This is a genomic window from Haloleucobacter ellipsoideus, assembly GCF_052491725.1.
Genome location: NZ_JBQWAR010000020.1, coordinates 347,406 through 369,831, shown reverse-complemented (window position 1 = coordinate 369,831; position 22,426 = coordinate 347,406). Strand labels below are relative to the sequence as shown.

Genomic DNA, 22,426 nt, shown 5'->3' with positions numbered 1-22,426 from the left:
GGCCGGAACGTTTCCCGGCCTCACGCCCCCCTCACGCCCCCTTGGGGCGAAATGCGGTGACGATGTCGGGGTCGGTTTCAATCCGCGCGGCGCCGATGAGGTCGAGGCAATAGGGAATGGCCGGAAACACCGCCCCGAGGCAGGTGGCGATGGAGGCCGGCTTGCCGGGCAGGTTCACGATCAGCGTCTTGCCGCGCACACCGGCTTCCTGCCGGGAAAGAATGGCGGTGGGCACCTCGTTCAGGCTGATGCGCCGCATCTGCTCGCCAAAGCCGGGCAGGGGCTTTTCGATCACCTGCGCCATGGCTTCCGGTGTCAGGTCGCGGGGCGAGGGGCCGGTGCCGCCGGTGGTGCAGATGAGATCGACGCCGGCCGTATCACACAGGGTGATGAGGGTATCGCGCACACTCTCCAGCCCATCCGGAATGATGCGGTAATCGGCGCTCCAGGGGCTGGTGATGGCGCGGCGCAGCCAGGCTTCAATGGCCGGGCCGCTCTTGTCTTCATAATCACCCGCGCTGGCGCGGTCTGAAATGGTGACGATGCCGATGCGGGCCATGGGCTCTCCTGCTCTGCATCCTGCGATGCTCCGCGACAGAAAAGGGCGGCTTTGCGTGCCCTTGTATCCAGCCATTCCCGGCGGGCCTGGCCCTCCGGGAATGTCAGCGTCCTTTCCGGCGGAACGCGATCAGACGTCCACGCTGGCCTTCAGGGCGTTTTCCTGAATGAACTCGCGGCGCGGTTCCACCACATCGCCCATCAGGCGGTTGAACAGGTCATCGGCCGCCGCGCCCTCCTTCACCCGCACCTGAAGCAGGGAGCGGGCATTGATATCGAGCGTGGTTTCCCAGAGCTGGCCGGGGTTCATCTCGCCAAGGCCCTTGTAGCGCTGGAGGCTGAGCCCCTTGCGGCCGACATCGGTAATGGCATCGAACAGGTCGACCGCGCCGAACATGGGCTGTTCATCGCTCCGGCGGCGCAGAATGGCGGTGCCGGTGAAGACGCCCTCGAGTTCGCGGGCCAGCGCATCCAGCCGCCGCGCCTCCGGGGAGGCGAGGAAGGTGGCATCCAGACGGGCCACTTCCTGCACGCCGCGCACGGTGCGGGAGAAGGTGAAGCCGCTCTCATCGGCCGCAGCCTGCCAGCCGCGCTCGGTTTCCTCGGCCAGCGTGTCCAGCCGCCGGGTGACATCCTCAAGGGCGGCGGGGGCGGCATCCACATTGCCCAGGGCGGCCGCGCCCAAGGCGCCGGCAAGCGCTGCCTGTTCCACCACGGCCCGGTTATAGCGCGGATGGAGCGACAGCAGGGTGGCGCGCATCTGGCGGGAGAGTTCCACCACATGGGCGAAGTCCTGCCCGATGCGGACCTCGCCGGAGGACAGGGTGAGGGAAGAATCCTCAAGGCCGGCGGTGATGAGATAGTCCTCCAGCGCCTTCTCGTCCTTCAGATAGGTCTCGGACTTCCCGCGCGTGACCTTGTAGAGCGGCGGCTGGGCAATATAGAGATAGCCGCGCTCCACGATCTCCGGCATCTGACGGAAGAAGAAGGTGAGCAGCAGCGTGCGGATATGGGCGCCGTCGACGTCCGCGTCGGTCATGATGATGATCTTGTGATAGCGCAGCTTCTCGATGTTGAAATCATCGCGGCCAATGCCGGTGCCCAGCGCGGTGATGAGCGTGCCGACCTGCTCGGATGAGAGCATCTTGTCGAAGCGGGCGCGTTCCACATTCAGGATCTTGCCGCGCAGGGGCAGCACGGCCTGGAAGGCGCGGTCCCGGCCCTGCTTGGCGGAACCGCCAGCCGAGTCACCCTCGACGAGGAAGAGTTCGGATTTTGCCGGGTCACGTTCCTGGCAGTCGGCCAGCTTGCCGGGCAGGGAGGCCACATCCAGCGGGCTCTTGCGGCGGGTCAGGTCGCGGGCGCGGCGGGCGGCCTCACGCGCGGCGGCCGCCTCCACCACCTTGCCGATGACAGCCTTGGCGGGAGCGGGGTTCTCCTCGAACCAGTTGGAGAGGGCATCACTCACCAGCGCCTCGACCACCGGGCGCACTTCGGAGGAGACCAGCTTGTCCTTGGTCTGGGAGGAGAATTTCGGGTCCGGCACCTTCACGGAAAGAACGGCGGTGAGGCCCTCGCGGCAGTCCTCGCCGGTGGGCTCCACCTTCTCCTTCTTGGAGATGCCGGAGGAATTGGCATAGCCCAGCACCTGCCGGGTGAGGGCGGCGGCAAAACCGGTGAAATGGGTGCCGCGATCACGCTGGGGAATGTTGTTGGTGAAGCACAGCACGCTCTCATGGTAGCCGTCGGTCCATGAAAGGGCGGCTTCCACGACAATGCCGTCGCGCTCGGCACGGATGACGATGGGCTCTTCCAGCAGGGCGGTCTTGGAGCGGTTGAGATATTTCACGAAGGCTTCGACGCCGCCTTCATAATGCAGTTCCTCGCGCACCGGCTCGGGGCCGCGCGCGTCGGTCAGCACGATCAGCACGCCGGAATTCAGGAAGGCCAGCTCGCGCAGGCGGTGCTCCAGCGTGGCGAAATCGAATTCGGTCTTGGTGAAGGTCTCGGTGCTGGGCAGGAAGGTGACCATGGTGCCGCGCTTGCCTGCCGGGGCATCCCCCACCACCGCCAGCGGCGCTTCGGCATCGCCATGGCGGAAGCGCAGGAAATGCTCCTTGCCATCGCGCCAGATGGTCAGGTCCAGCCGGGTGGAAAGGGCATTCACCACCGAGACGCCCACGCCATGCAGGCCGCCGGAAACCTTGTAGGAATTCTGGTTGAACTTTCCGCCCGCATGGAGCTGGGTCATGATGACCTCGGCGGCCGAAACCCCTTCCTCCGGGTGGATATTGGTGGGAATACCGCGCCCGTCATCGGTCACGGTCACCGAGCCGTCGGCGTTGAGGGTGACGGTGACCTCCTTCGCCCAGCCGGCCAGCGCCTCGTCAATGGCGTTATCCACCACCTCATACACCATGTGATGCAGGCCGGAGCCGTCATCGGTGTCGCCGATATACATGCCCGGCCGTTTGCGCACGGCATCAAGGCCGCGCAGCACCTGAATGGACTGGGCATCATAGCTATCGGAAGAGGCTTCGGGCATGGGTTCAGCCATAGGAGTCTCGAATCGTTTTGCTGTGCGTCGCGAACTTAGCGCAAACACTTATCTTGTGGCGACTGATACGGCAGCGCCGGCCATGGCGGTGCCGCACAGGCGGTTGAGGATGCGCATGGCGCGCGGGGTGGCGATGAAGCGGCGCGCCTTGTCTGCCAGATGCACATAGGCGGACAGAACCACCATGAGCACCAGGGCGATGATGCCGCTCATTTCCAGAAATCCTGGCAGGGAAATGCGGCCAACATCCAGCAGGGTGGGCAGCAGCGCAATATAGAAGGCCATGGTCTTGGGGTTGCCGATGGTCAGCGAGAGGCCGCCGGCAAACGTGCTGAAACGGCCTGTGGCCTTCATGGCCCCCTGTTCCGCAGGCGCTTGCGGAGGCGCGGTCCACATCCGCCAGGCCAGAAGGAGCAGATAGGCTGCCCCGGCCAGCCGCACCAGAATGAAGAGCGGGCCGAGCGCGCTCGCAAGCGCCGCCAGTCCGAGAACCGCGCTGGCCAGCCAGAGAATATCCCCGAGGATGATGCCGGTAATGAAGGAAAGCGCGCCGGCGCGCCCACGGGCCAGCGTGCGCGCGACAAGCGCAACCACGGCAGGCCCCGGACTGGCCGCGGCCAGAGCGAGAACCACCGTGAAAAGGACAAGGCTAGCCGGTTCCATGCCCCCTAGTGCGCCGCCTGCGCCTCAAGGTCAAGCCATAGGGTTGGTGCACGGTATCAGGTAACCTTTCGGCGGCCTCAGCGCCCGGTGCTGGCGCCTTCCATCTGTCCGATCTCCTGCAGGCTCGACTGGAGGGCGAGGCGGTCCAGCATGGCCAGCGGCAGACTGTCGAACACGGTGATGCGGTTCTTCAGATAATGGAAGGCGCGGCTGAAGGCGGCTTCCTGCTCCATCGGGGTGCCTTCCACCCGCGCCGGATTCTCGATGCCCCAATGGGCGGTGAGCGGGTGACCGGGCCAGACAGGGCATTCCTCGCCGGCCGCGTCATCGCAGACGGTGAAGACGAAATCCATATGCGGCGCATCGGGGGTGCTGAACTCGTCCCAGCTTCTGGGGCGGAGGCTGCTGGTGTCATGGCCGAGGCGGCGCAGGGTTTCCAGCGCCAGTGGATGCACGGCATCGGCCGGGCGGGTGCCGGCGGAGAAGGCGCGGAACCGGCCCTTCCCATGCGTGTTGAGGATCGCCTCAGCCATGATGGAGCGTGCCGCATTCTTTGTGCACAGGAACAGCACATTGAAGACGCGCTCCGGTGCGGCAGTGTCGGGCACGGCGGATGAGGCGGCGGTATCTGGCATGGTTCCCCCGGAGCTTGGCTGCATGGCACGTTCGGCCTTTCCGCGCAGCAGCCCGAAAGCCGTGCCGGAACATGCCGATCCTCGCCCCTATAGCCGGCTTGCCCGAAAGATTTATGTCAGTGCGGGGATGCCTGTTCCGGGCTGTGCGGGGCCAGTTCCACACGGTCTCCCAGCCGCAGCATGCCACCTGCGAGGGGGCGCAGATACAGGCCGCAATCGGCGTGGTCATAGAACCGGCGCAGGGCCGCCACCACATCCAGATCGCGTTCCGCCGTCTCGGGGTTCACCTCGGTCGCCGGGCAGCGCACGGTCCGCTTGAGGACGGTGAAGGGCGTGCCGGCAATGGTGAGGGTGCGCCCCACCAGATCCAGCTCCGCCCCCGGCGCCCAGCCATCCACATGAATGTTCATGCGGAAACGCAACGGGCTGATGGCCCGGCCGGTGCGTTCCGCGAGTTCGCGCACGGTGGCAAGATTGAGCAGGGACACGAAGCCGGACGTGGCCGAATCCATGAAGCGATATCCCGGTGGCGCATTCAGCACCTTCAGCGGTCCGCGCGCCTCCAGCCCCATGAAGCCGGTGAGAAAATCCTCTATGGCCGCCCGCCCCTCGGCGGTGAAAAGATTGCCGCGGGCGAGTTCCTGGCCATCACGGGTGAGGATGAGCGTGCTGGTCGCGTCATCATAATGGGTCCTGAGATGGGCCAGACGGGCCTGCCGCATCAGCATCAGATAGGCGATCTTCGGCCGGTGGACCGGATTATCGGGATCAAAGCCGCTGGGGCCATTCTCCACCGCGTGAATGCGGTCTGCCGGGAACCAGCCGTCATCGCCCAGCGTCACTTCACTCAGCGGTTCGGCGCTCAGGCCCTTCACCGGATGGCGATAGAGGGCGATGATGCGGGCAGCGTTCATGGCGGGAGCCTTTCCGGTGAAAGACATGACAAGACACAAAGCGACAAGACACAGGGTGGCCGGGGCCTGCGCCAGGCGGGATCTCCACACGCGCCCCTATTCGGGCGTGAGTGGGGCGGTGGGGGAGGGGGCGGATTTTTTCTCCGTTTTTCCGTCATCTGCCCCCTTCCGTTGCTCATATGTCACACCCATATGATCTCCAGAACAGGCACCAGCCTGAACGGCGGCTGCCGGTTTTTCCGGGGCCGTATCCCGACGCTGCCATATGCTTCGATGGAAGGTGTGACAGGCGAGATGGAGAGTGATGATGAATTTTGAAATCTATACCGAACGCGCACGCGGTTTCGTGCAGTCCGCCCAGTCTCTGGCCGTGCGCGAGGGGCATCAGCAGTTCACGCCCGAGCATCTTCTCAAGGTGCTGATGGATGATCCGGAGGGTCTGTGCGCCGGTCTGGTGCAGCGCGCCGGGGGCAACCCCGTGCAGGTGCGCGCCGATGTGGAAGCGGCCATCGCCAAGCTGCCGAAAGTCTCCGGCGGTTCGGGGCAGGTGTATCTGAGCTCCCAGCTTGCCCGCGTGTTCGAGGCTGCCGAGCAGGCCGCCAAGAAGGCCGGGGATGGCTATGTCACGGTGGAGCGCATCCTGCTGGCGCTGGCTCTGGAAAAGGAGACGGAAGCCGGCAAGATTCTGGCCCGCTCCGGCGTCACCCCGCAAAATCTGAATACCGCCATCGAGGCGCTGCGCAAGGGCCGCACGGCCGATACCGCAACGGCTGAGAACGCCTATGAAGCGCTGAAGAAGTTCGCCCGTGACCTGACCCAGGCCGCGCGCGACGGTAAGCTCGACCCGGTGATCGGCCGTGATGAGGAAATCCGCCGCACCATTCAGGTTCTCGCCCGCCGCACCAAGAACAATCCGGTTCTGATTGGTGAACCCGGCGTCGGCAAGACCGCGATCGTGGAGGGCCTCGCCCGCCGCATCATTGATGGGGACGTGCCGGAAAGCCTGAAGGGCAAGAGCCTGCTGGCGCTGGACATGGGCGCGCTGATTGCCGGTGCGAAATATCGCGGCGAGTTCGAGGAGCGCCTGAAAAGCGTGCTCTCCGAAATCGAGGCGGCGGAAGGCGGCATCATCCTGTTCATTGACGAGATGCACACGCTGGTGGGCGCGGGCAAATCCGATGGCGCGATGGATGCCTCCAACCTGCTCAAGCCCGCCTTGGCGCGCGGTGAGCTCCATTGCGTCGGCGCGACCACGCTCGACGAGTATCGCAAGCATGTGGAGAAGGACCCGGCGCTGGCCCGCCGTTTCCAGCCCGTCTTCGTTTCCGAGCCGACAGTGGAGGATACCGTCTCCATCCTGCGCGGCCTGAAGGAGAAGTATGAGCTTCACCATGGCGTGCGCATCACGGACTCGGCGCTGGTTTCGGCGGCGGTGCTCTCCAATCGCTACATCACCGACCGCTTCCTGCCGGACAAGGCCATCGACCTGATGGACGAGGCGGCCTCGCGTCTGCGCATGCAGGTGGATTCCAAGCCCGAGGAGCTGGACAATCTCGACCGCGAGATCGTGCGTCTGCGCATCGAGCAGGAGGCGCTGAAGAAGGAAACCGACACCGCTTCCAAGGACCGGCTCGCGAAGCTGGAAAAGGAGCTGGCGGAACTGGAGGAGAAAGCCTCCGTGCTCACCTCCCGCTGGAAGGCGGAGAAGGAGAAGCTGGGCGAGGCGACAACCCTCAAGGCCAAGCTGGACCAGGCCCGTGCGGATCTGGCCGCTGCCCAGCGGCAGGGTGAATACCAGAAGGCCGGTGAACTCACCTATTCGGTGATTCCCGAGCTGGAGGCCCGCCTTGCCGAGGTGGAGAAGGCCGGGGCCAATGGCGGCACCATGGAAGAGGCGGTGACGCCTGACCATATCGCCGGCGTTGTCTCGCGCTGGACCGGTGTGCCGGTGGACAAGATGCTGGAAGGCGAGCGCGAAAAGCTGCTGCGCATGGAGCAGGAACTGGCGCGCCGCGTGGTTGGCCAGTCCGAGGCCGTGGCGGCGGTGTCCACTGCGGTGCGTCGTGCCCGTGCCGGCCTTCAGGACCCCAACCGGCCCATTGGCTCCTTCCTCTTCCTCGGGCCCACGGGCGTTGGCAAGACCGAGCTGACCAAGGCGCTGGCCGAGTATCTGTTCGACGACGAGACCGCGATGGTCCGCATCGATATGTCGGAATATATGGAGAAGCACTCCGTGAGCCGGCTCATCGGTGCCCCTCCCGGCTATGTCGGCTACGATGAGGGCGGTGCGCTCACCGAGGCCGTGCGGCGTCGCCCCTATCAGGTGGTGCTGTTCGACGAGGTGGAGAAGGCCCATCCGGACGTGTTCAATGTTCTCCTTCAGGTGCTGGATGACGGCCGCCTGACGGACGGGCAGGGCCGCACGGTGGACTTCCGCAATGTGCTCATCGTCATGACCTCGAATCTGGGTGCCCAGTTCCTGGCCGATCCGCGCCAGCCGCTTGGCTTCCAGGTGGAGGGCGAGGACGGGGAGAAGGTGATCTCCGACGAGGAGGCCTATAATCTGGTGATGGAGGCGGTGCGGCATCATTTCCGCCCCGAATTCATCAACCGTATCGACGAGATCGTGATGTTCCATCGCCTCAAGCGCGAGCAGATGGATGCGATCGTCGATATCCAGATGGGCCGGCTGCGGAAGCTGCTGGAGGATCGCAAGATCACAATCACCCTCTCGCCCGAGGCGCGCAGCTTCCTGGCTGATCAGGGTTATGACCCGGCCTATGGGGCGCGTCCGCTGAAGCGGACGATCCAGAAGCTGGTGCAGGACCCGCTGGCCGAGAAGATCCTCGGCGGGCAGGTGCTGGATGGCACGACGGTGAATGTGGTGCTGGAAGGCGATCATCTGGCCTTTCACACCGGCGCCGCCCGGCCGGCCGATGCGGCCTGAGGACAAGGCGGGCCTGCCCGTGCGGCCTGTCTGGCCTCACCTGTGATGAAGAAGACCCTCCCGCCCTGCGGGAGGGTTTTTTCTTGCGCGCAGTCCCGGGCGGCCGGCGCGGGCGGGGCGATTCTTCCGGGCGGCTCCTGTCCCCAGTTTGAGTTTGCAATAATGCAAAACATGGACAGTCGCAGCCGGTTCCATCGCTGATTGAGAGGTTTTTTGATACCATATTTCGCAGGGAAAGCTTTGCTCTCCGGCCTGCACATGTCTTATGCAACTTTTTCCGTAATCACGGCGGCTTGAACCACCTGTCATATGGGAGTAGTGAGGCCCCGCTCGTTTGACGCCGCCATGTGCAGGCTCATTCCCGGGGACGATGGTATGGCCCGCAACACGTTCGCCCTTTTCAGGGTCGGCCAGATCGGTGGTTTGCCCGCCTTTTCGGTCAGGCTGGAAAGCCTGGGCGCACTCGTGTTCCCGCAGTTTCTCTCCTGCCCGCACCGGCGCGGGATGCAGAATGGCTTTGCCCGTTTCCTTCACATGATGGACATCGGTTTCCCCCAGTATGGGGCTGAAAGCCCGAAGCCTGTACAGGCAGGGGTGGAATCCGTCGCGGCAGGTTCTATCATGCGCTTTAATCTGGCATGCGCCATTCAGGGATGGATGCAGGCCAGCCAGAAGGTCACACCCGTCTTGGGCAAGTGATCTCGATCCATGGCGGCGCTTCCATGAAGGAGGCGCCGTTTTCGTGCCGGTGAAGTCGCCGGCGAGGTGTAGGAGACGAATGTTCCCCTCCTCGGGAACTGTTTGCGATGTGCCCCAGGGCGCTTTCAGGCGGTTCCCTATCTGGGATGGAGGTCGTTTCGCAGCCGGTCCCGGGCGCAGGCCCGTGCGGTTCGGAACGGTTCAGGGGGGAAGGGGCACTTCGCAACCCTTATAGGGGACGAAGAGATGAATATTCATGAGTACCAGGCCAAGGCGCTCCTGAAGACATACGGTGCGCCCGTCTCGCGTGGCGTGCCCGTGCTCAAGGCTGATGAAGCCGCTGCAGCCGCCCAGGAACTCGGCGGCCCGCTTTGGGTCGTGAAGTCCCAGATTCACGCCGGTGGCCGTGGCAAGGGCAAGTTCAAGGAAGCGCATGCGGGCGAAAAGGGCGGTGTCCGCCTCGCCCAGTCGGTTGACGAGGTTCTGGCCCACGTCAACCAGATGCTCGGCAACACCCTCGTCACCATCCAGACCGGCCCGGCCGGCAAGCAGGTCAACCGCCTGTATCTGGAAGACGGTTCCGACATCGAAAAGGAATTCTACCTCTCCCTGCTGGTGGATCGCGTGACCTCGCGCGTGGCTTTCGTGGTCTCCACGGAAGGCGGCATGGATATCGAGGAAGTCGCCCACAACACCCCTGAGAAGATCCTGACCTTCTCGGTGGACCCGGCGACCGGCGTGCAGGGCTTCCATGGCCGCAAGGTGGCCAAGGCTCTCGGCCTGACCGGTGATCTGGCCAAGCAGGCCGGCAAGCTGGTGGAAGTGCTCTATGAGGCCTTCAACGACACCGACATGGAAATGCTCGAGATCAACCCGCTGATCGTCACCAAGGACGGCCAGCTCAAGGTTCTCGACGCCAAGGTGTCGTTCGATTCCAACGCGCTCTTCCGTCATCCCGAGCTCGCCGAGCTGCGCGACCTGACCGAGGAGGACGAGAAGGAAATCGAGGCCTCCAAGTATGACCTCGCCTATATCGCGCTCGATGGCACCATCGGCTGCATGGTGAACGGCGCGGGCCTTGCCATGGCGACCCTCGACATCATCAAGCTCTATGGCGAAGAGCCGGCAAACTTCCTCGACGTGGGCGGCGGCGCCAACGAGGAGAAGGTGACCGCGGCGTTCAAGATCATCACCTCGGACCCGAACGTGAAGGGCATCCTGGTGAACATCTTCGGCGGCATCATGAAGTGCGATGTCATCGCGCGTGGCGTGCTCGCCGCCGTGAAGGCCGTCGGCCTTCAGGTTCCGTTGGTCGTGCGCCTTGAGGGCACCAATGTGGAAGAGGGCAAGCAGATCATCCGCGAGAGCGGCCTGAACGTGATCCCTGCTGACGACCTGGACGATGCCGCGCAGAAGATCGTGGCCGCTGTGAAGAAGGAAGCTGTCTGATGTCCGTGCTGATTGATGCGAACACCAAGGTCATCACCCAGGGCTTCACGGGCAAGACCGGCACCTTCCACGCCGAGCAGGGCATCGCCTATGGCACCAAGTTCGTGGGCGGCACCAGCCCCGGCAAGGGCGGCACCACCCATCTCGGCCTGCCGGTGTTCGACACCGTGATCGAGGCCCGCGAGAAGACCGGCGCCGATGCCTCCGTCATCTATGTGCCCCCGGCGGGCGCGGCTGATGCGATTCTGGAAGCCATCGATGCCGAGATCCCGCTCATCGTCTGCATCACCGAGGGCATCCCGGTGCTGGACATGGTGCGCGTGAAGCGGGCGCTGGAAGGTTCCAGGTCCCGCCTCATCGGCCCCAACTGCCCCGGCATCGTCACCGCCGGCGAATCGAAGATCGGCATCATGCCGGGCAACATCTTCCGCAAGGGCTCGGTGGGCGTGGTCTCGCGCTCCGGCACGCTGACCTATGAGGCGGTGTTCCAGACCTCGCAGGAAGGCCTCGGCCAGACCACCGCTGTCGGCATCGGCGGCGACCCGGTCAAGGGCACCGAGTTCATCGACGTGCTGGAGATGTTCCTGGCCGACCCGAAGACCGAGTCGATCGTCATGATCGGCGAGATCGGCGGTTCCGCAGAGGAAGAGGCCGCGCAGTTCATCGCCGATGAGGCGAAGAAGGGCCGCAAGAAGCCGATGGTGGGCTTCATCGCCGGCCGCACGGCTCCTCCCGGCCGCCGCATGGGCCATGCCGGCGCCATCATCTCCGGTGGCAAGGGCGGCGCGGAAGACAAGATCGCCGCCATGGAGGCCGCGGGCATCCGTGTGTCTCCTTCCCCGGCACGCCTCGGCAAGACGCTGGTGGAAGTGCTGAAGGGCTGATCGGTCCTGGATGAACCGCCCCGCCTTCTCCTCCCGGGGAAGGCGGGGCAGGTTGCTTTTGAGGGGGCTGGTCCCCACATGAGACGTTGGGATGGCAAATAAAGTGTTGCTTTTATGCAGCAACCCTTTTCAGCTGTTCCAGGGAATGTAGATGGCCCTGTTTTTCGCCTTGATCGTGGGCGATGAGGGGGCCGCTGAAGTGGTGGTGTGGATGGCGGGTTTTACCCTTTGTCCAGCCCGTCATGTCAGAGTGCCAGAAGAGCCCTGTCTGCAACAGCCACGCTCGGGCAGGGGCTGAAAAGATGTATCGGAGTGTCCGGTCGTCGAGGAGTGGCTGGTAGCGGCTGTCTGGCTGCACGTTCCGCGCGAAGGCGTGTGGAAGGTGGCGGCCGGCGCCATCCGGGATGAAGCCATGTCGCGCGCAGAACAGAACGACGTTTTCCTTTCCACCTCATTCCTTTACGGCGCCAATGCGGCCTGGATTGAAGACCTTTATGCCCGTTATGAGCAGGACCCGAATTCGGTCGATGCCGAGTGGCAGGCCTTTTTCGGCGCGCTGAAGGATGATCCCACGCAGGTCATCGAGAATGCGCGCGGGGCCTCCTGGAAGAAGCCGAACTGGCCGCGTCATGCCAGTGGCGATCTCGTATCGGCCATGGATGGCCAGTGGGCCGAGGTCGAGAAGGCGGTTGCCGACAAGGTGAAGGCCAAGGCCGAGAAGGCCGGCACCAGCCTGACCGAGGCCGAGATGCAGCAGGCCTCGCGCGATTCCGTGAAGGCGCTGATGATGATCCGCGCCTATCGCATGCGCGGCCATCTCCAGGCCAATCTTGATCCGCTGAAGCTGGCTCCCCTGCCGGAAGCGCCCGAGCTGGACCCGGCCTCCTACGGCTTCACCGAGGCGGATCTGGACCGCAAGATCTTCATCGATCACGTGCTGGGCCTGGAATTCGCCACGGTGCGCGAGATGATCGCCATCCTGCGCCGCACCTATTGTGGCGATGTCGGCGTTGAATTCATGCACATCTCCTCGCCCGAGGAGAAGGCCTGGATTCAGGAGCGTCTGGAAGGGCCGGACAAGGAGTTCAACTTCACCCGCGAGGGCAAGCGCGCCATCCTCAACAAGCTGGTTGAGGCCGAGGGCTTCGAGAAGTTCCTCGATGTGAAATATACCGGCACCAAGCGCTTCGGCCTTGATGGCGGCGAGAGCCTGATTCCCGCCCTTGAGCAGATCATCAAGCGCGGCGGCAATCTGGGTGTGAAGGACATCGTGTTCGGCATGGCCCATCGCGGCCGCCTGAACGTGCTGACCCAGGTGATGGGCAAGCCCCACCGTGCGCTGTTCCACGAGTTCAAGGGCGGCTCCTGGGCGCCGGACGATGTCGAGGGCTCCGGCGACGTGAAGTACCATCTGGGTGCTTCCTCGGACCGTGAGTTCGACAACAACCGCGTCCATCTCTCGCTGACCGCGAACCCCTCGCATCTTGAGATCGTGGATCCGGTGGTGCTGGGCAAGGCCCGCGCCAAGCAGGACCAGTTCGGTGATTCCGAGCGCACCACCGTGCTGCCCCTGCTGCTGCATGGCGATGCCGCCTTTGCCGGCCAGGGTGTGGTGGCCGAGTGTCTTGGCCTTTCCGGCCTGAAGGGGCACCGCACGGGTGGGTCCATCCACTTCATCATCAACAACCAGATCGGCTTCACCACCAATCCGCGCTATTCGCGCTCCTCGCCCTATCCTTCCGATGTGGCGAAGATGATCGAGGCGCCGATCTTCCACTGCAATGGCGACAACCCCGAAGCGGTGGTGTTCTGCGCCAAGGTGGCGACGGAGTTCCGCCAGCGCTTCCACAAGCCTGTCGTCATCGACATGTTCTGCTATCGCCGCTTCGGCCACAATGAGGGCGACGAGCCGGCCTTCACCCAGCCGAAGATGTACAAGGTCATCCGCAAGCACCCCACCGTGCTGGAGCTCTACGGCAAGAAGCTGGAAGAGGAAGGCGTGGTGACCGCCGGCGAGCTGGACACCATCCGCGCCCAGTGGCGGGAGCGTCTGGAAGCCGAATATCAGGCCGGCCAGGCCTACAAGCCCAACAAGGCGGACTGGCTGGATGGTCGCTGGTCCGGCCTCAAGGCCACCCATGAGAGCGATGATCCGCGCCGTGGCGAGACCGGCGTTGCCGAGGACAAGCTGAAGGAAATCGGTGAGAAGATCACCCGCGTGCCGGAGGGCTTCAATGTCCACCGCACCATCCAGCGCTTCCTCGACAATCGCCGCAAGGCGATCGAGACCGGCGAGGGGATCGACTGGGCAACCGGCGAGGCTCTGGCCTTCTGCTCGCTGCTGGAAGAGGGCCGTCCGGTCCGTCTGTCCGGGCAGGATGTGGAGCGCGGCACCTTCTCCCAGCGCCACTCGGTGCTGACCGACCAGGAGACAGAGGCGCGCTACAAGCCCTTCAATCACCTCTCCGAGACCCAGGCCAAGTATGAGGTCATCAACTCGATGCTCTCGGAAGAGGCCGTGCTGGGCTTCGAATATGGCTACTCCCTGTCCGAGCCGAACGCACTCGTGCTGTGGGAAGCCCAGTTCGGTGACTTCGCGAACGGCGCGCAGGTGGTGTTCGACCAGTTCATCTGCTCGGCGGAGCGCAAGTGGCTGCGCATGAGCGGCCTCGTGTGCCTGCTGCCGCATGGCTATGAGGGGCAGGGGCCGGAGCATTCCTCCGCCCGTCTGGAGCGCTATCTCCAGCTCTGCGCCGAAGACAACATGCAGGTGGCGAACTGCACCACCCCGGCCAACTATTTCCACATTCTGCGCCGCCAGCTGAAGCGTGACTTCCGCAAGCCGCTGATCCTGATGACGCCGAAGTCCCTTCTGCGCCACAAGAAGGCGGTGTCCAGCCTCTCCGACATGGTGGCGGGCACGTCCTTCCACCGCGTGCTGCATGACCATGCGCAGACCAACCCGGATGTGGCGGGCCTGACGCTGGTGCCGGATGACAAGATCCGGCGTGTCGTGCTGTGCACCGGCAAGGTCTATTACGACCTGCTGGAGGAGCGCGAGAAGCGCGGCGTCAATGACGTGTATCTGCTGCGTGTGGAGCAGCTCTATCCGTTCCCGCTCAAGACGCTGGTGCAGGAGCTTTCCCGCTTCAAGGGCGCGGAGATCGTGTGGTGTCAGGAGGAGCCGCGCAATCAGGGCGCGTGGGCCTTCGTGCAGCCTTATCTGGAATGGGTTCTGGACCAGAACGGCCGTACCGGCGAGCGTCCGCGCTATGCGGGCCGTCCGGCCTCCGCGGCGACCGCCACCGGCCTCATGTCCAAGCATCTGGCGCAGCTCAAGGCCTTCCTGGATGAGTCCCTCGGCTGATGCCGGGGGCCTCTTCAGGCTTGATCCTGAGCTGATCTCCACAGAACATTGACCTCATTCGAATTCCAAAGAAAGAAGACAACGCCCATGGCTACCGAGATCCGCGTTCCCACCCTCGGCGAATCCGTGACGGAAGCAACCATTGGCAAGTGGTTCAAGAAGCCCGGCGAAGCTGTCGTGGCCGATGAGCCGCTGGTTGAGCTGGAAACCGACAAGGTGACGGTGGAAGTGCCTGCCCCCGTCTCCGGCGCACTGGCTGAGATCATCGCCAATGAAGGCGATACGGTTGAGGTCGGCGCGCTGCTGGGCGCGATCGCCGAAGGCGCTGGCGGCTCTGTTGCCGCGCCTGCCGCAACCGCCGCGCCGGCCCCGGCGGCCGCCCCTGCCGCTGCTCCTGCCGCCCCCGTGGCAGCCGGTGGCAATAATGGCCCGGCCGTGGCCCGCATTGCCGCCGAGAGCGGCGTGAACCCGGCCGCCGTCGCCGGTTCCGGCAAGGATGGCCGCGTCACCAAGGGTGACATGCTCGCCGCCATCGCCGGCGGTGTCAGCGCTGCTCCGGTGTCTGCCCCGCGTCCTGCTTCCGCACCGGTCGATGCCGCGCGCGAAGAGCGCGTGAAGATGACCAAGCTGCGCCAGACCATTGCGCGCCGGCTGAAGGACGCCCAGAACACCGCCGCCATGCTCACCACGTTCAACGACGTGGACATGTCTGCCGTGATGGCCCTGCGCGCCCAGTACAAGGATGCCTTCGAGAAGAAGCATGGCACCAAGCTCGGCTTCATGGGCTTCTTCACCAAGGCCGTGATTGCGGCGCTGAAGGATCTGCCGGCGGTGAACGCCGAGATCGACGGCACCGACATCGTCTACAAGAACTACTACAATATCGGCATTGCGGTCGGCACCGAGAAGGGCCTCGTGGTGCCGGTGGTGCGTGACGCCGACCAGCTCACCGTCTCCGATATCGAGAAGCAGATTGCCGGTTATGGCCGCAAGGCGCGTGATGGCAAGCTCGGCATCGAGGACATGCAGGGCGGCACCTTCACCATCACCAATGGCGGCATCTACGGCTCGCTGATGTCCACCCCCATCCTGAACGCCCCGCAGTCCGGCATTCTCGGCATGCACCGCATCGAGGAGCGTCCGGTGGTGGTGAAGGGTCAGGTGGTCATTCGTCCTATGATGTATCTGGCGCTCTCCTATGATCACCGGATCGTCGATGGCCGCGAGGCCGTGACCTTCCTGGTGCGTGTGAAGGAGACCCTTGAGGACCCGGCGCGTCTCGTGCTGGACCTCTGAGAACGGGAACCGGGCATTGGCGTTCGGATCACACCCACCACCCATCCCGCCGCATCCGTGTGCGGCGGGAGGCGGGGAGATGATCGCCCTTTGCGAGACCGTACGCGGTGCCCGGTGTACCTTTCCTCAGATGGCGAAAGATGGCGTGCAGAAGCTGCACGCCAATCTCGCCATGAGCGGGCCGGCTGCCCCTGACGGGGCGGGCGCCGCCATCCAAATCAATTTTTCCGATCCGGGTGCGGTTGATGCCGCCTGCGCGCGTGCCGCATCTTCGGGCGCAACCGTGATCATTTCACCGGCCGACATGTTCTGGTGCGCGCGCCCTGCGCGCGTCCGCGATCCGTTCGGCCATGTCCGGGCCTTCAACGCCGCGTTGGACCCTCACTGACATTTCGAAAGTGCATCCCATGTCCTACGATCTGATCGTCATCGGTACCGGCCCCGGCGGCTATGTGGGCGCCATTCGCGCCGCCCAGCTTGGCCTGAAGGTGGCCGTGGTGGAAAAGCGCGGCGCCCATGGCGGCACCTGCCTCAATGTCGGCTGCATCCCCTCCAAGGCGCTGCTGTATGCTTCCGAGCTGTTCGAGGAAGCCGGCCACAAGTTTGCCGATATGGGCATTGGCGTTGGCAAGCCGCAGCTTGATCTGGCCGCCATGCTCGCCTTCAAGGAGCGCGGGATCGACGGCAATGTGAAGGGCGTCGAGTTCCTTCTGAAGAAGAACAAGATCGATGCCTATTTCGGCACCGGCAAGATCCTTGCCCCCGGCAAGGTGGAAGTGACCCTGAATGAGGGTGGCAAGGTGGAGGTTCTCGAAACGAAGAACATCCTCATCGCCACCGGTTCGGATGTCGCTCCGCTGCCGGGCGTGACGATTGATGAGGAGCGCATCGTTTCCTCCACCGGCGCGCTGTCCCTGCCGCAGGTGCCGGGCAAGCTGGTGGTGGTTGGCGCTGGCGTGATCGGGCTTGAGCTTGGCTCGGTGTGGCGTCGTCTGGGCTCTGAAGTCACCGTTGTGGAATATCTCGACCGCATCCTGCCCGGCATGGATGGCGATGTTGCCAAGAACTTCCAGCGCATTCTCTCCAAGCAGGGCTTCAGCTTCAAGCTGGGCGCGAAGGTCACAGGCGTCGACAGCTCCGGCAAGACGCTGAAGGTCTCGATCGAGCCGGCGGCTGGCGGCGAGGCGGAAGTGCTTGAGGCGGATGTGGTGCTGGTGGCGATTGGCCGCCGCCCGTATACGGCTGGCCTTGGCCTTGAGGGTGCTGGCGTGGCGCTGGATGAGCGCGGCCGCGTGGTGACCGACGCGCACTTCGCCACCAATGTGCCCGGCATTTACGCCATTGGCGATGTGATCGCCGGCCCGATGCTCGCCCACAAGGCCGAGGAAGAGGCCGTGGCGCTGGCCGAGCAGCTCGCCGGCAAGGCCGGGCATGTCAATTACGACATCATTCCCGGCGTGGTTTACACCTTCCCCGAGGTCGCCACAGTCGGCAAGACCGAAGAGGAGCTGAAGGCGGCGGGCGTGGCCTACAAGGTGGGCAAGTTCCCCTTCACCGCCAATGGCCGCACCAAGGTGAACAACACCACGGACGGCTTCGTGAAGATCCTCGCCGATGCCACCACCGACAAGGTGCTGGGCGCGCATATCATCGGCCCCGAGGCGGGCGAGATGATCCACGAATGCGCGGTGCTGATGGAGTTTGGCGGGTCTTCCGAGGATCTCGCCCGCACCTGCCATGCCCACCCCACCCGCTCTGAGGCGGTGAAGGAGGCGGCGCTGGCCGTGGAGAAGCGCGCCATCCATATGTGATGCGTTTCCCGCCGGGCCGGGAAGAAACAGGAAGCGCGCCTTGCCGTCAGGTCGGGCGCGCTTTTTCATTCGGCATGGCGTCTTGCGCCAACTGATGCTTGAGACATCATTTCTGCTGCCTTGACATGAAATTTTCCGCTTTGACAGCTGGCAAGGCTGGACAATGGCGTGGCGCATGTCCCAATGGTCCCTGAAGGCGCAAAAGCTGCATTTGCAAGCCGGCGCGCAGAAAGCAGCCCCAGCGGAGGATGGCATGCAGGACGACGAATATATCTATGATGAGGAAAGCGGTGAGTGGCTGCCCGCAAGCGAAGTGGCCAGCCGCAAGGCCGCTGCCAGTGAAGTGCAGGTGAAGGATTCCCAGGGCACCATTCTGGCGGATGGCGACCAGGTGGTGCTCATCAAGGATCTGCCGGTGAAGGGCGCGGGCCAGACGCTGAAGCGCGGCACGCTCATCAAGTCCATCCGCCTCACGGACAACCCGGAAGAGATCGATTGCCGGTTCGAGGGCATCAAGGGGCTGGTACTGCGCACGGAATTCGTGCGCAAGCGCTGATGCTGTGGCCGGGGTGAGGAGCGGAGCGGCTTGCCCGCTCCTTCATTCTGCCGAGAAGGTCACGGCCTCGATCCGCCAGCCATCCGGGTCCAGAAGGAATGCGGCGTAATAGCTTTCGGCATAATGCGGGCGCAGGCCGGGTGCCCCGTTATCCGCGCCGCCATGAGCCAGCCCGGCGGCATGAAAGGCCTGCACGGCGCTTCTGTTCTGCCCCCAGAAGCAGAGGTGAAATCCGGGCGGGCAAAAGATGGGGCCGCCCCGTTCCTCCACCCAGAAGGGGGCTGCACCCGGCGCGCCATCCGGCCCCGGCAGGGTTCCGGGCGGTCCCCAGCAGGCCGAGTGGCCAGCAGGCTCCACCTCATCCGCTACCCGCACCAGTCCCAGCGGGGCCAGAACAGAATCATAAAAGCCGATCGCGCGCGTCAGATTTGTGGTGCCGAGCGACATATGCTCGAACACGGGGCGGATGGGCGTGTATGGCGCTGTCCTGTTCATGAGGTCACCCTATTGCGCGCGGATGGGCGGCGCGCCAGGCATTCATCAGGGCCGTGGAATCCACCTGGGTATAGATCTGTGTGGTGGAGAGCGAGGCGTGGCCGAGCAGTTCCTGAATCGCCCGCAATTCTCCGCCGCGCGCCAGCAGGTGGGTGGCGAAGGAATGGCGCAGGGCATGGGGCGTCGCACTGTCCGGCAGGCCAAGGGCCCCGCGCATGCGCGCCACCGCCATCTGCACGATACGGGGATTGAGCGGCCCGCCCCGCTGCCCGCGAAACAGCGGTGTGCGCGGGGCCAGCGGGTGGGGGCATTGCGCCTTGTAATCCATCACCGCTGCCCGCACCGGGGCCAGAAGCGGCACCATGCGGGTCTTGTTGCCCTTGCCGGTGACGGTGATCTGGTCTGATCCGGGATCGATGTCATCCGCAGTCAGGCTCAGGGCCTCGGCAATGCGCAGGCCGGAGCCATAGAGCAGGGCGATGATGGCGGCATCGCGTGCCAGAACCCAGGAATCCCGGGCCTCACAGGCACGGGTCTCGGGGTCGGCGAGCGCGCGCGCGGCATCCACCGAAACCGGCTTGGGCAGGCTTTTGGGCACTTTGGGCGCCCGCACGGCGGCAAGGGCGGCCAGCTTGCCATGGCCTTCCTGCTCCAGATGCCGGGCGAAGGACCGGGCAGCGGCAAGAAGGCGCACCAATGTGCGCGGGGCAACCCCCTCCGCCCGCCGGGCCGCCAGCACCGCGCGCACATCGGCGGGGGCGAGAATCGCCAGATCCTTCAATGCCGGCGGATGGCCCAGATGCTGGGCAAGCCGGGAGAGCACCGCCAGAAGGTCGCGTGCATAGGCTTCAACCGTCTGGAAGGAAAGGCGCCGTTCATGGGTGAGCCGGTCCAGCCAGCGCTCGGCTGCCGCGCGCACATCCGGGGCGGCAGCTTCCAGCAGATCCCGGCGCGCACGCGCGGCTTTCTGGGCATGGGACATGGCCATGAGAGGGGCTCCAACCGGAGGGGCTTGAGAGGAACGGACAAAAACCCGTTGGGAATCAGCCTATTCTCTCTGCGGCAACCTTTCCATTTTCCTGCTTGCGAGAAGCTTTGCCAGCCGCGGTACTCTGGGCTATCAATGCAGCCTCAGAAATCCGCCTGTTTTGGGGTCCATGGTCCTCGAATTGCGGAAAACAATGCCCATATAAGGGCGACAACTCACCCGCAGGTGTGGATTGAACGGGCGCTGCCGCAGGCCGCGTCCGGTGCCGGAAGCTGATGGAGGGCGACATGGCGGCCGTAAAGGAAACAGTCGAGCAGGTTCGTTCCATCGGCGTGGACCAGTATAAATACGGGTTCGAGACGCAGATCGAATCCGAAAAGGCCCCCAAGGGGCTGTCCGAGGACATTGTCCGCTACATTTCCGAGCGCAAGAACGAGCCGGAATGGATGCTGGAATGGCGCCTCGATGCCTATCGCCGTTGGCTGACCATGCAGGAGCCGGGCTGGGCGCGCCTTGATTATCCTCAAATCGATTTTCAGGATCTCTACTATTACGCCGCGCCGAAGGCCTTCAAGCCGCTGAGCTCGCTTGATGAAGTGGACCCGGAAATCCTGCGCACCTATGAGAAGCTGGGCATTCCGCTGCGCGAGCAGGAAATGCTGGCCGGTGTCGTGCGCCCGGAAGGTGAGGGCACCCGCATCGCCGTGGACGCGGTGTTTGATTCGGTCTCCGTCGCCACCACCTTCAAGGAAGAGCTGAAGGCCGCCGGCGTCATCTTCATGCCGATCTCCGAGGCACTGCAGGAACACCCGGATCTGGTGCGCAAATATCTCGGCACGGTGGTGCCGGTGACCGACAATTTCTACGCCACGCTCAATTCCGCGGTCTTCTCCGACGGCTCCTTCGTCTATGTGCCGCCGGGCGTGCGCTGCCCCATGGAGCTGTCCACCTATTTCCGCATCAATGAGCGCAATACCGGCCAGTTCGAGCGCACGCTGATCATCGCCGACAAGGGCTCCTATGTGTCCTATCTGGAAGGGTGCACCGCCCCCCAGCGTGACGAGAACCAGCTTCATGCCGCCGTGGTCGAGCTGATCGCGCTCGAAGATGCGGAGATCAAGTATTCCACCGTCCAGAACTGGTATCCGGGCGATGCCGAGGGCAAGGGCGGCATCTATAATTTCGTCACCAAGCGTGGTGATTGCCGTGGCGACCGCTCCAAGATCTCCTGGACGCAGGTGGAGACCGGCTCCGCCATCACCTGGAAATATCCAAGCTGCGTGCTGCGGGGAGATGAATCGCGCGGCGAGTTCTACTCCATCGCCATCTCAAACGGCCGCCAGCAGGTGGATTCGGGCACCAAGATGATCCATCTGGGGAAGAACACCTCCAGCCGCATCATCTCCAAGGGCATTTCGGCCGGGCACTCGAACAATACCTATCGCGGCCTCGTCTCCGCCCATCGAAAGGCGGAGAATGCGCGCAACTTCACCAACTGCGACTCCCTGCTCATTGGCGATACATGCGGCGCGCATACCGTGCCCTATATCGAGGCCAAGAACCCCACGGCCCAGTTCGAGCATGAGGCCACAACCTCCAAGATCTCCGAGGAGACGCTGTTCTACTGCATGCAGCGCGGCCTCACCCAGGAGGATGCGGTGGCGCTTGTGGTGAACGGCTTCGTGCGGGATGTGCTCCAGCAGCTTCCCATGGAATTTGCCGTGGAAGCGCAGAAACTCATCTCCATCAGCCTCGAGGGCAGCGTCGGCTAGCCTGCCTTGCACACAACATATGCCGGCCCCACCACCGGGCCGGCCCAAAGAACAGACGCTCAAAGGAAACCACCCATGTCTCCCCTGCTGGAAGTCCGCGACCTTCATGCCCGCATCGAGGATGGTCGCAAGATCATTGAAGGCATGAATCTCGTCATCAATCCCGGTGAGGTGCACGCCATCATGGGGCCCAACGGGGCGGGCAAGTCCACCCTGTCCTATGTGCTCTCCGGCAAGCCGGGCTATGAGGTGACCAGCGGACAGGTGCTGTTCCGCGGCCAGGATCTGCTGGAGATGGAGCCGGATGAGCGCGCCGCCGCCGGCCTGTTCCTCGCCTTCCAGTATCCGCTGGAAATTCCCGGCGTGCCCACCATGTCCTTCCTGCACACGGCGGTGAACGCCCAGCGCAAGACCCGCGGAGAGCCCGAAATGGGCGCGCCGGAACTGCTGCGCAAGGTGCGCGCCATTGCCAAGGTGCTCGAGATCGATTCCGACATGCTCAAGCGGGCGGTCAATGTCGGCTTCTCCGGTGGTGAGAAGAAGCGCAACGAAGTGTTGCAGATGATGCTGCTGGAACCCAGCCTCGCCATTCTCGATGAAGCTGATTCCGGCCTCGATATCGACGCGCTGAAGATTGTCTCCAACGGTGTGAACAGCCTGCGCTCGCCGGAGCGCTCCAATCTCATCATCACCCACTATCCGCGCCTGCTGGAATATATCGTGCCGGATGTGGTGCATGTGTTCGCCAATGGCCGCATCGTGCATTCGGGTGATGCCGATCTTGCGCGCGAGCTGGAGGCAACCGGCTATGCGAAATATATGGATGCGGCGTGAT

At 64.2% G+C, this 22,426-nt stretch carries 18 protein-coding genes; 11 read left to right on the top strand and 7 right to left on the bottom strand.

The annotated features are described in order from the left end of the window. Positions 1 to 31: 31 nt before the first annotated feature. The 5 genes from mog to ACT6QG_RS13530 form a co-directional block, all read right to left on the bottom strand. Positions 32 to 559 carry a molybdopterin adenylyltransferase gene (gene mog / locus ACT6QG_RS13550; RefSeq protein ID WP_444978094.1) on the bottom strand — a complete coding sequence of 176 codons (528 nt, stop codon included), beginning with the start codon at positions 557 to 559 and terminating at the stop codon, positions 32 to 34. A gap of 129 nt (positions 560 to 688) precedes the next feature. Then, positions 689 to 3,115, bottom strand: coding sequence for a DNA topoisomerase (ATP-hydrolyzing) subunit B (gene gyrB, locus ACT6QG_RS13545; RefSeq protein ID WP_444978093.1), 2,427 nt, complete (start codon positions 3,113 to 3,115; stop codon positions 689 to 691). A gap of 48 nt (positions 3,116 to 3,163) precedes the next feature. Beyond that, complete coding sequence (locus ACT6QG_RS13540) at positions 3,164 to 3,778, bottom strand: LysE family translocator (protein WP_444978092.1); 615 nt, start codon at positions 3,776 to 3,778, stop codon at positions 3,164 to 3,166. Positions 3,779 to 3,855: 77 nt separating this feature from the next. Next, the gene (locus ACT6QG_RS13535; RefSeq protein WP_444978091.1) at positions 3,856 to 4,413 is read right to left on the bottom strand and encodes an arsenate reductase ArsC; all 558 of its coding nucleotides are present in this window, start codon (positions 4,411 to 4,413) and stop codon (positions 3,856 to 3,858) included. Positions 4,414 to 4,529: 116 nt separating this feature from the next. Further along, entirely contained in the window at positions 4,530 to 5,327 is a 798-nt protein-coding gene (locus ACT6QG_RS13530) for an MOSC domain-containing protein (protein ID WP_444978090.1), read from the bottom strand. A 307-nt stretch (positions 5,328 to 5,634) separates the two neighbouring features. Here ACT6QG_RS13530 and clpB point away from each other — a divergent pair, with 307 nt between their 5' ends. The 9 genes from clpB to ACT6QG_RS13485 all read left to right on the top strand — a co-directional run bounded on the left by clpB (position 5,635) and on the right by ACT6QG_RS13485 (position 18,336). Next, positions 5,635 to 8,274 carry an ATP-dependent chaperone ClpB gene (gene clpB / locus ACT6QG_RS13525; RefSeq protein WP_444978292.1) on the top strand — a complete coding sequence of 880 codons (2,640 nt, stop codon included), beginning with the start codon at positions 5,635 to 5,637 and terminating at the stop codon, positions 8,272 to 8,274. Positions 8,275 to 8,649: 375 nt separating this feature from the next. After that, positions 8,650 to 8,973 (top strand): hypothetical protein, encoded by a 324-nt coding sequence (locus ACT6QG_RS13520; RefSeq protein ID WP_444978089.1) that lies wholly within the window; start codon positions 8,650 to 8,652, stop codon positions 8,971 to 8,973. A gap of 246 nt (positions 8,974 to 9,219) precedes the next feature. Next, the gene (gene sucC, locus ACT6QG_RS13515) at positions 9,220 to 10,422 is read left to right on the top strand and encodes an ADP-forming succinate--CoA ligase subunit beta (RefSeq protein ID WP_444978088.1); all 1,203 of its coding nucleotides are present in this window, start codon (positions 9,220 to 9,222) and stop codon (positions 10,420 to 10,422) included. Then, the gene (gene sucD / locus ACT6QG_RS13510; protein ID WP_444978087.1) at positions 10,422 to 11,306 is read left to right on the top strand and encodes a succinate--CoA ligase subunit alpha; all 885 of its coding nucleotides are present in this window, start codon (positions 10,422 to 10,424) and stop codon (positions 11,304 to 11,306) included. The genes sucC and sucD overlap by 1 nt, the downstream gene beginning before the upstream one ends. A gap of 412 nt (positions 11,307 to 11,718) precedes the next feature. Then, positions 11,719 to 14,673 (top strand): 2-oxoglutarate dehydrogenase E1 component, encoded by a 2,955-nt coding sequence (locus ACT6QG_RS13505; RefSeq protein ID WP_444978086.1) that lies wholly within the window; start codon positions 11,719 to 11,721, stop codon positions 14,671 to 14,673. 87 nt (positions 14,674 to 14,760) lie between these two features. Then, a complete protein-coding gene (odhB, locus tag ACT6QG_RS13500) occupies positions 14,761 to 15,969 on the top strand; it encodes a 2-oxoglutarate dehydrogenase complex dihydrolipoyllysine-residue succinyltransferase (protein ID WP_444978085.1) in 1,209 nt (402 codons plus the stop codon). 130 nt (positions 15,970 to 16,099) lie between these two features. Further along, positions 16,100 to 16,357: a VOC family protein gene (locus ACT6QG_RS13495; RefSeq protein ID WP_444978084.1), complete on the top strand. Its 258-nt coding sequence runs from the start codon at positions 16,100 to 16,102 to the stop codon at positions 16,355 to 16,357. A 19-nt stretch (positions 16,358 to 16,376) separates the two neighbouring features. Continuing rightward, positions 16,377 to 17,780 (top strand): dihydrolipoyl dehydrogenase, encoded by a 1,404-nt coding sequence (gene lpdA / locus ACT6QG_RS13490; RefSeq protein WP_444978083.1) that lies wholly within the window; start codon positions 16,377 to 16,379, stop codon positions 17,778 to 17,780. 253 nt (positions 17,781 to 18,033) lie between these two features. After that, positions 18,034 to 18,336 carry an alkylphosphonate utilization protein gene (locus tag ACT6QG_RS13485; protein ID WP_444978082.1) on the top strand — a complete coding sequence of 101 codons (303 nt, stop codon included), beginning with the start codon at positions 18,034 to 18,036 and terminating at the stop codon, positions 18,334 to 18,336. A gap of 42 nt (positions 18,337 to 18,378) precedes the next feature. Here the strand turns inward: ACT6QG_RS13485 and ACT6QG_RS13480 are convergent, their stop codons facing one another. Both ACT6QG_RS13480 and ACT6QG_RS13475 read right to left on the bottom strand, forming a co-directional pair. Continuing rightward, the gene (locus tag ACT6QG_RS13480) at positions 18,379 to 18,831 is read right to left on the bottom strand and encodes a VOC family protein (protein WP_444978081.1); all 453 of its coding nucleotides are present in this window, start codon (positions 18,829 to 18,831) and stop codon (positions 18,379 to 18,381) included. 4 nt (positions 18,832 to 18,835) lie between these two features. Continuing rightward, positions 18,836 to 19,819, bottom strand: a complete 984-nt coding sequence (locus ACT6QG_RS13475; protein WP_444978080.1) for a tyrosine recombinase XerC — start codon at positions 19,817 to 19,819, stop codon at positions 18,836 to 18,838. Positions 19,820 to 20,106: 287 nt separating this feature from the next. On the opposite strand from ACT6QG_RS13475, the gene sufB reads away from it, so the two are divergent. Together sufB and sufC are read left to right on the top strand one after the other, a co-directional pair. Further along, positions 20,107 to 21,591: a Fe-S cluster assembly protein SufB gene (gene sufB / locus ACT6QG_RS13470; RefSeq protein ID WP_444978079.1), complete on the top strand. Its 1,485-nt coding sequence runs from the start codon at positions 20,107 to 20,109 to the stop codon at positions 21,589 to 21,591. A gap of 75 nt (positions 21,592 to 21,666) precedes the next feature. Beyond that, entirely contained in the window at positions 21,667 to 22,425 is a 759-nt protein-coding gene (gene sufC, locus ACT6QG_RS13465) for a Fe-S cluster assembly ATPase SufC (protein WP_444978078.1), read from the top strand. The last annotated feature ends 1 nt before the right edge of the window (position 22,426 follow it).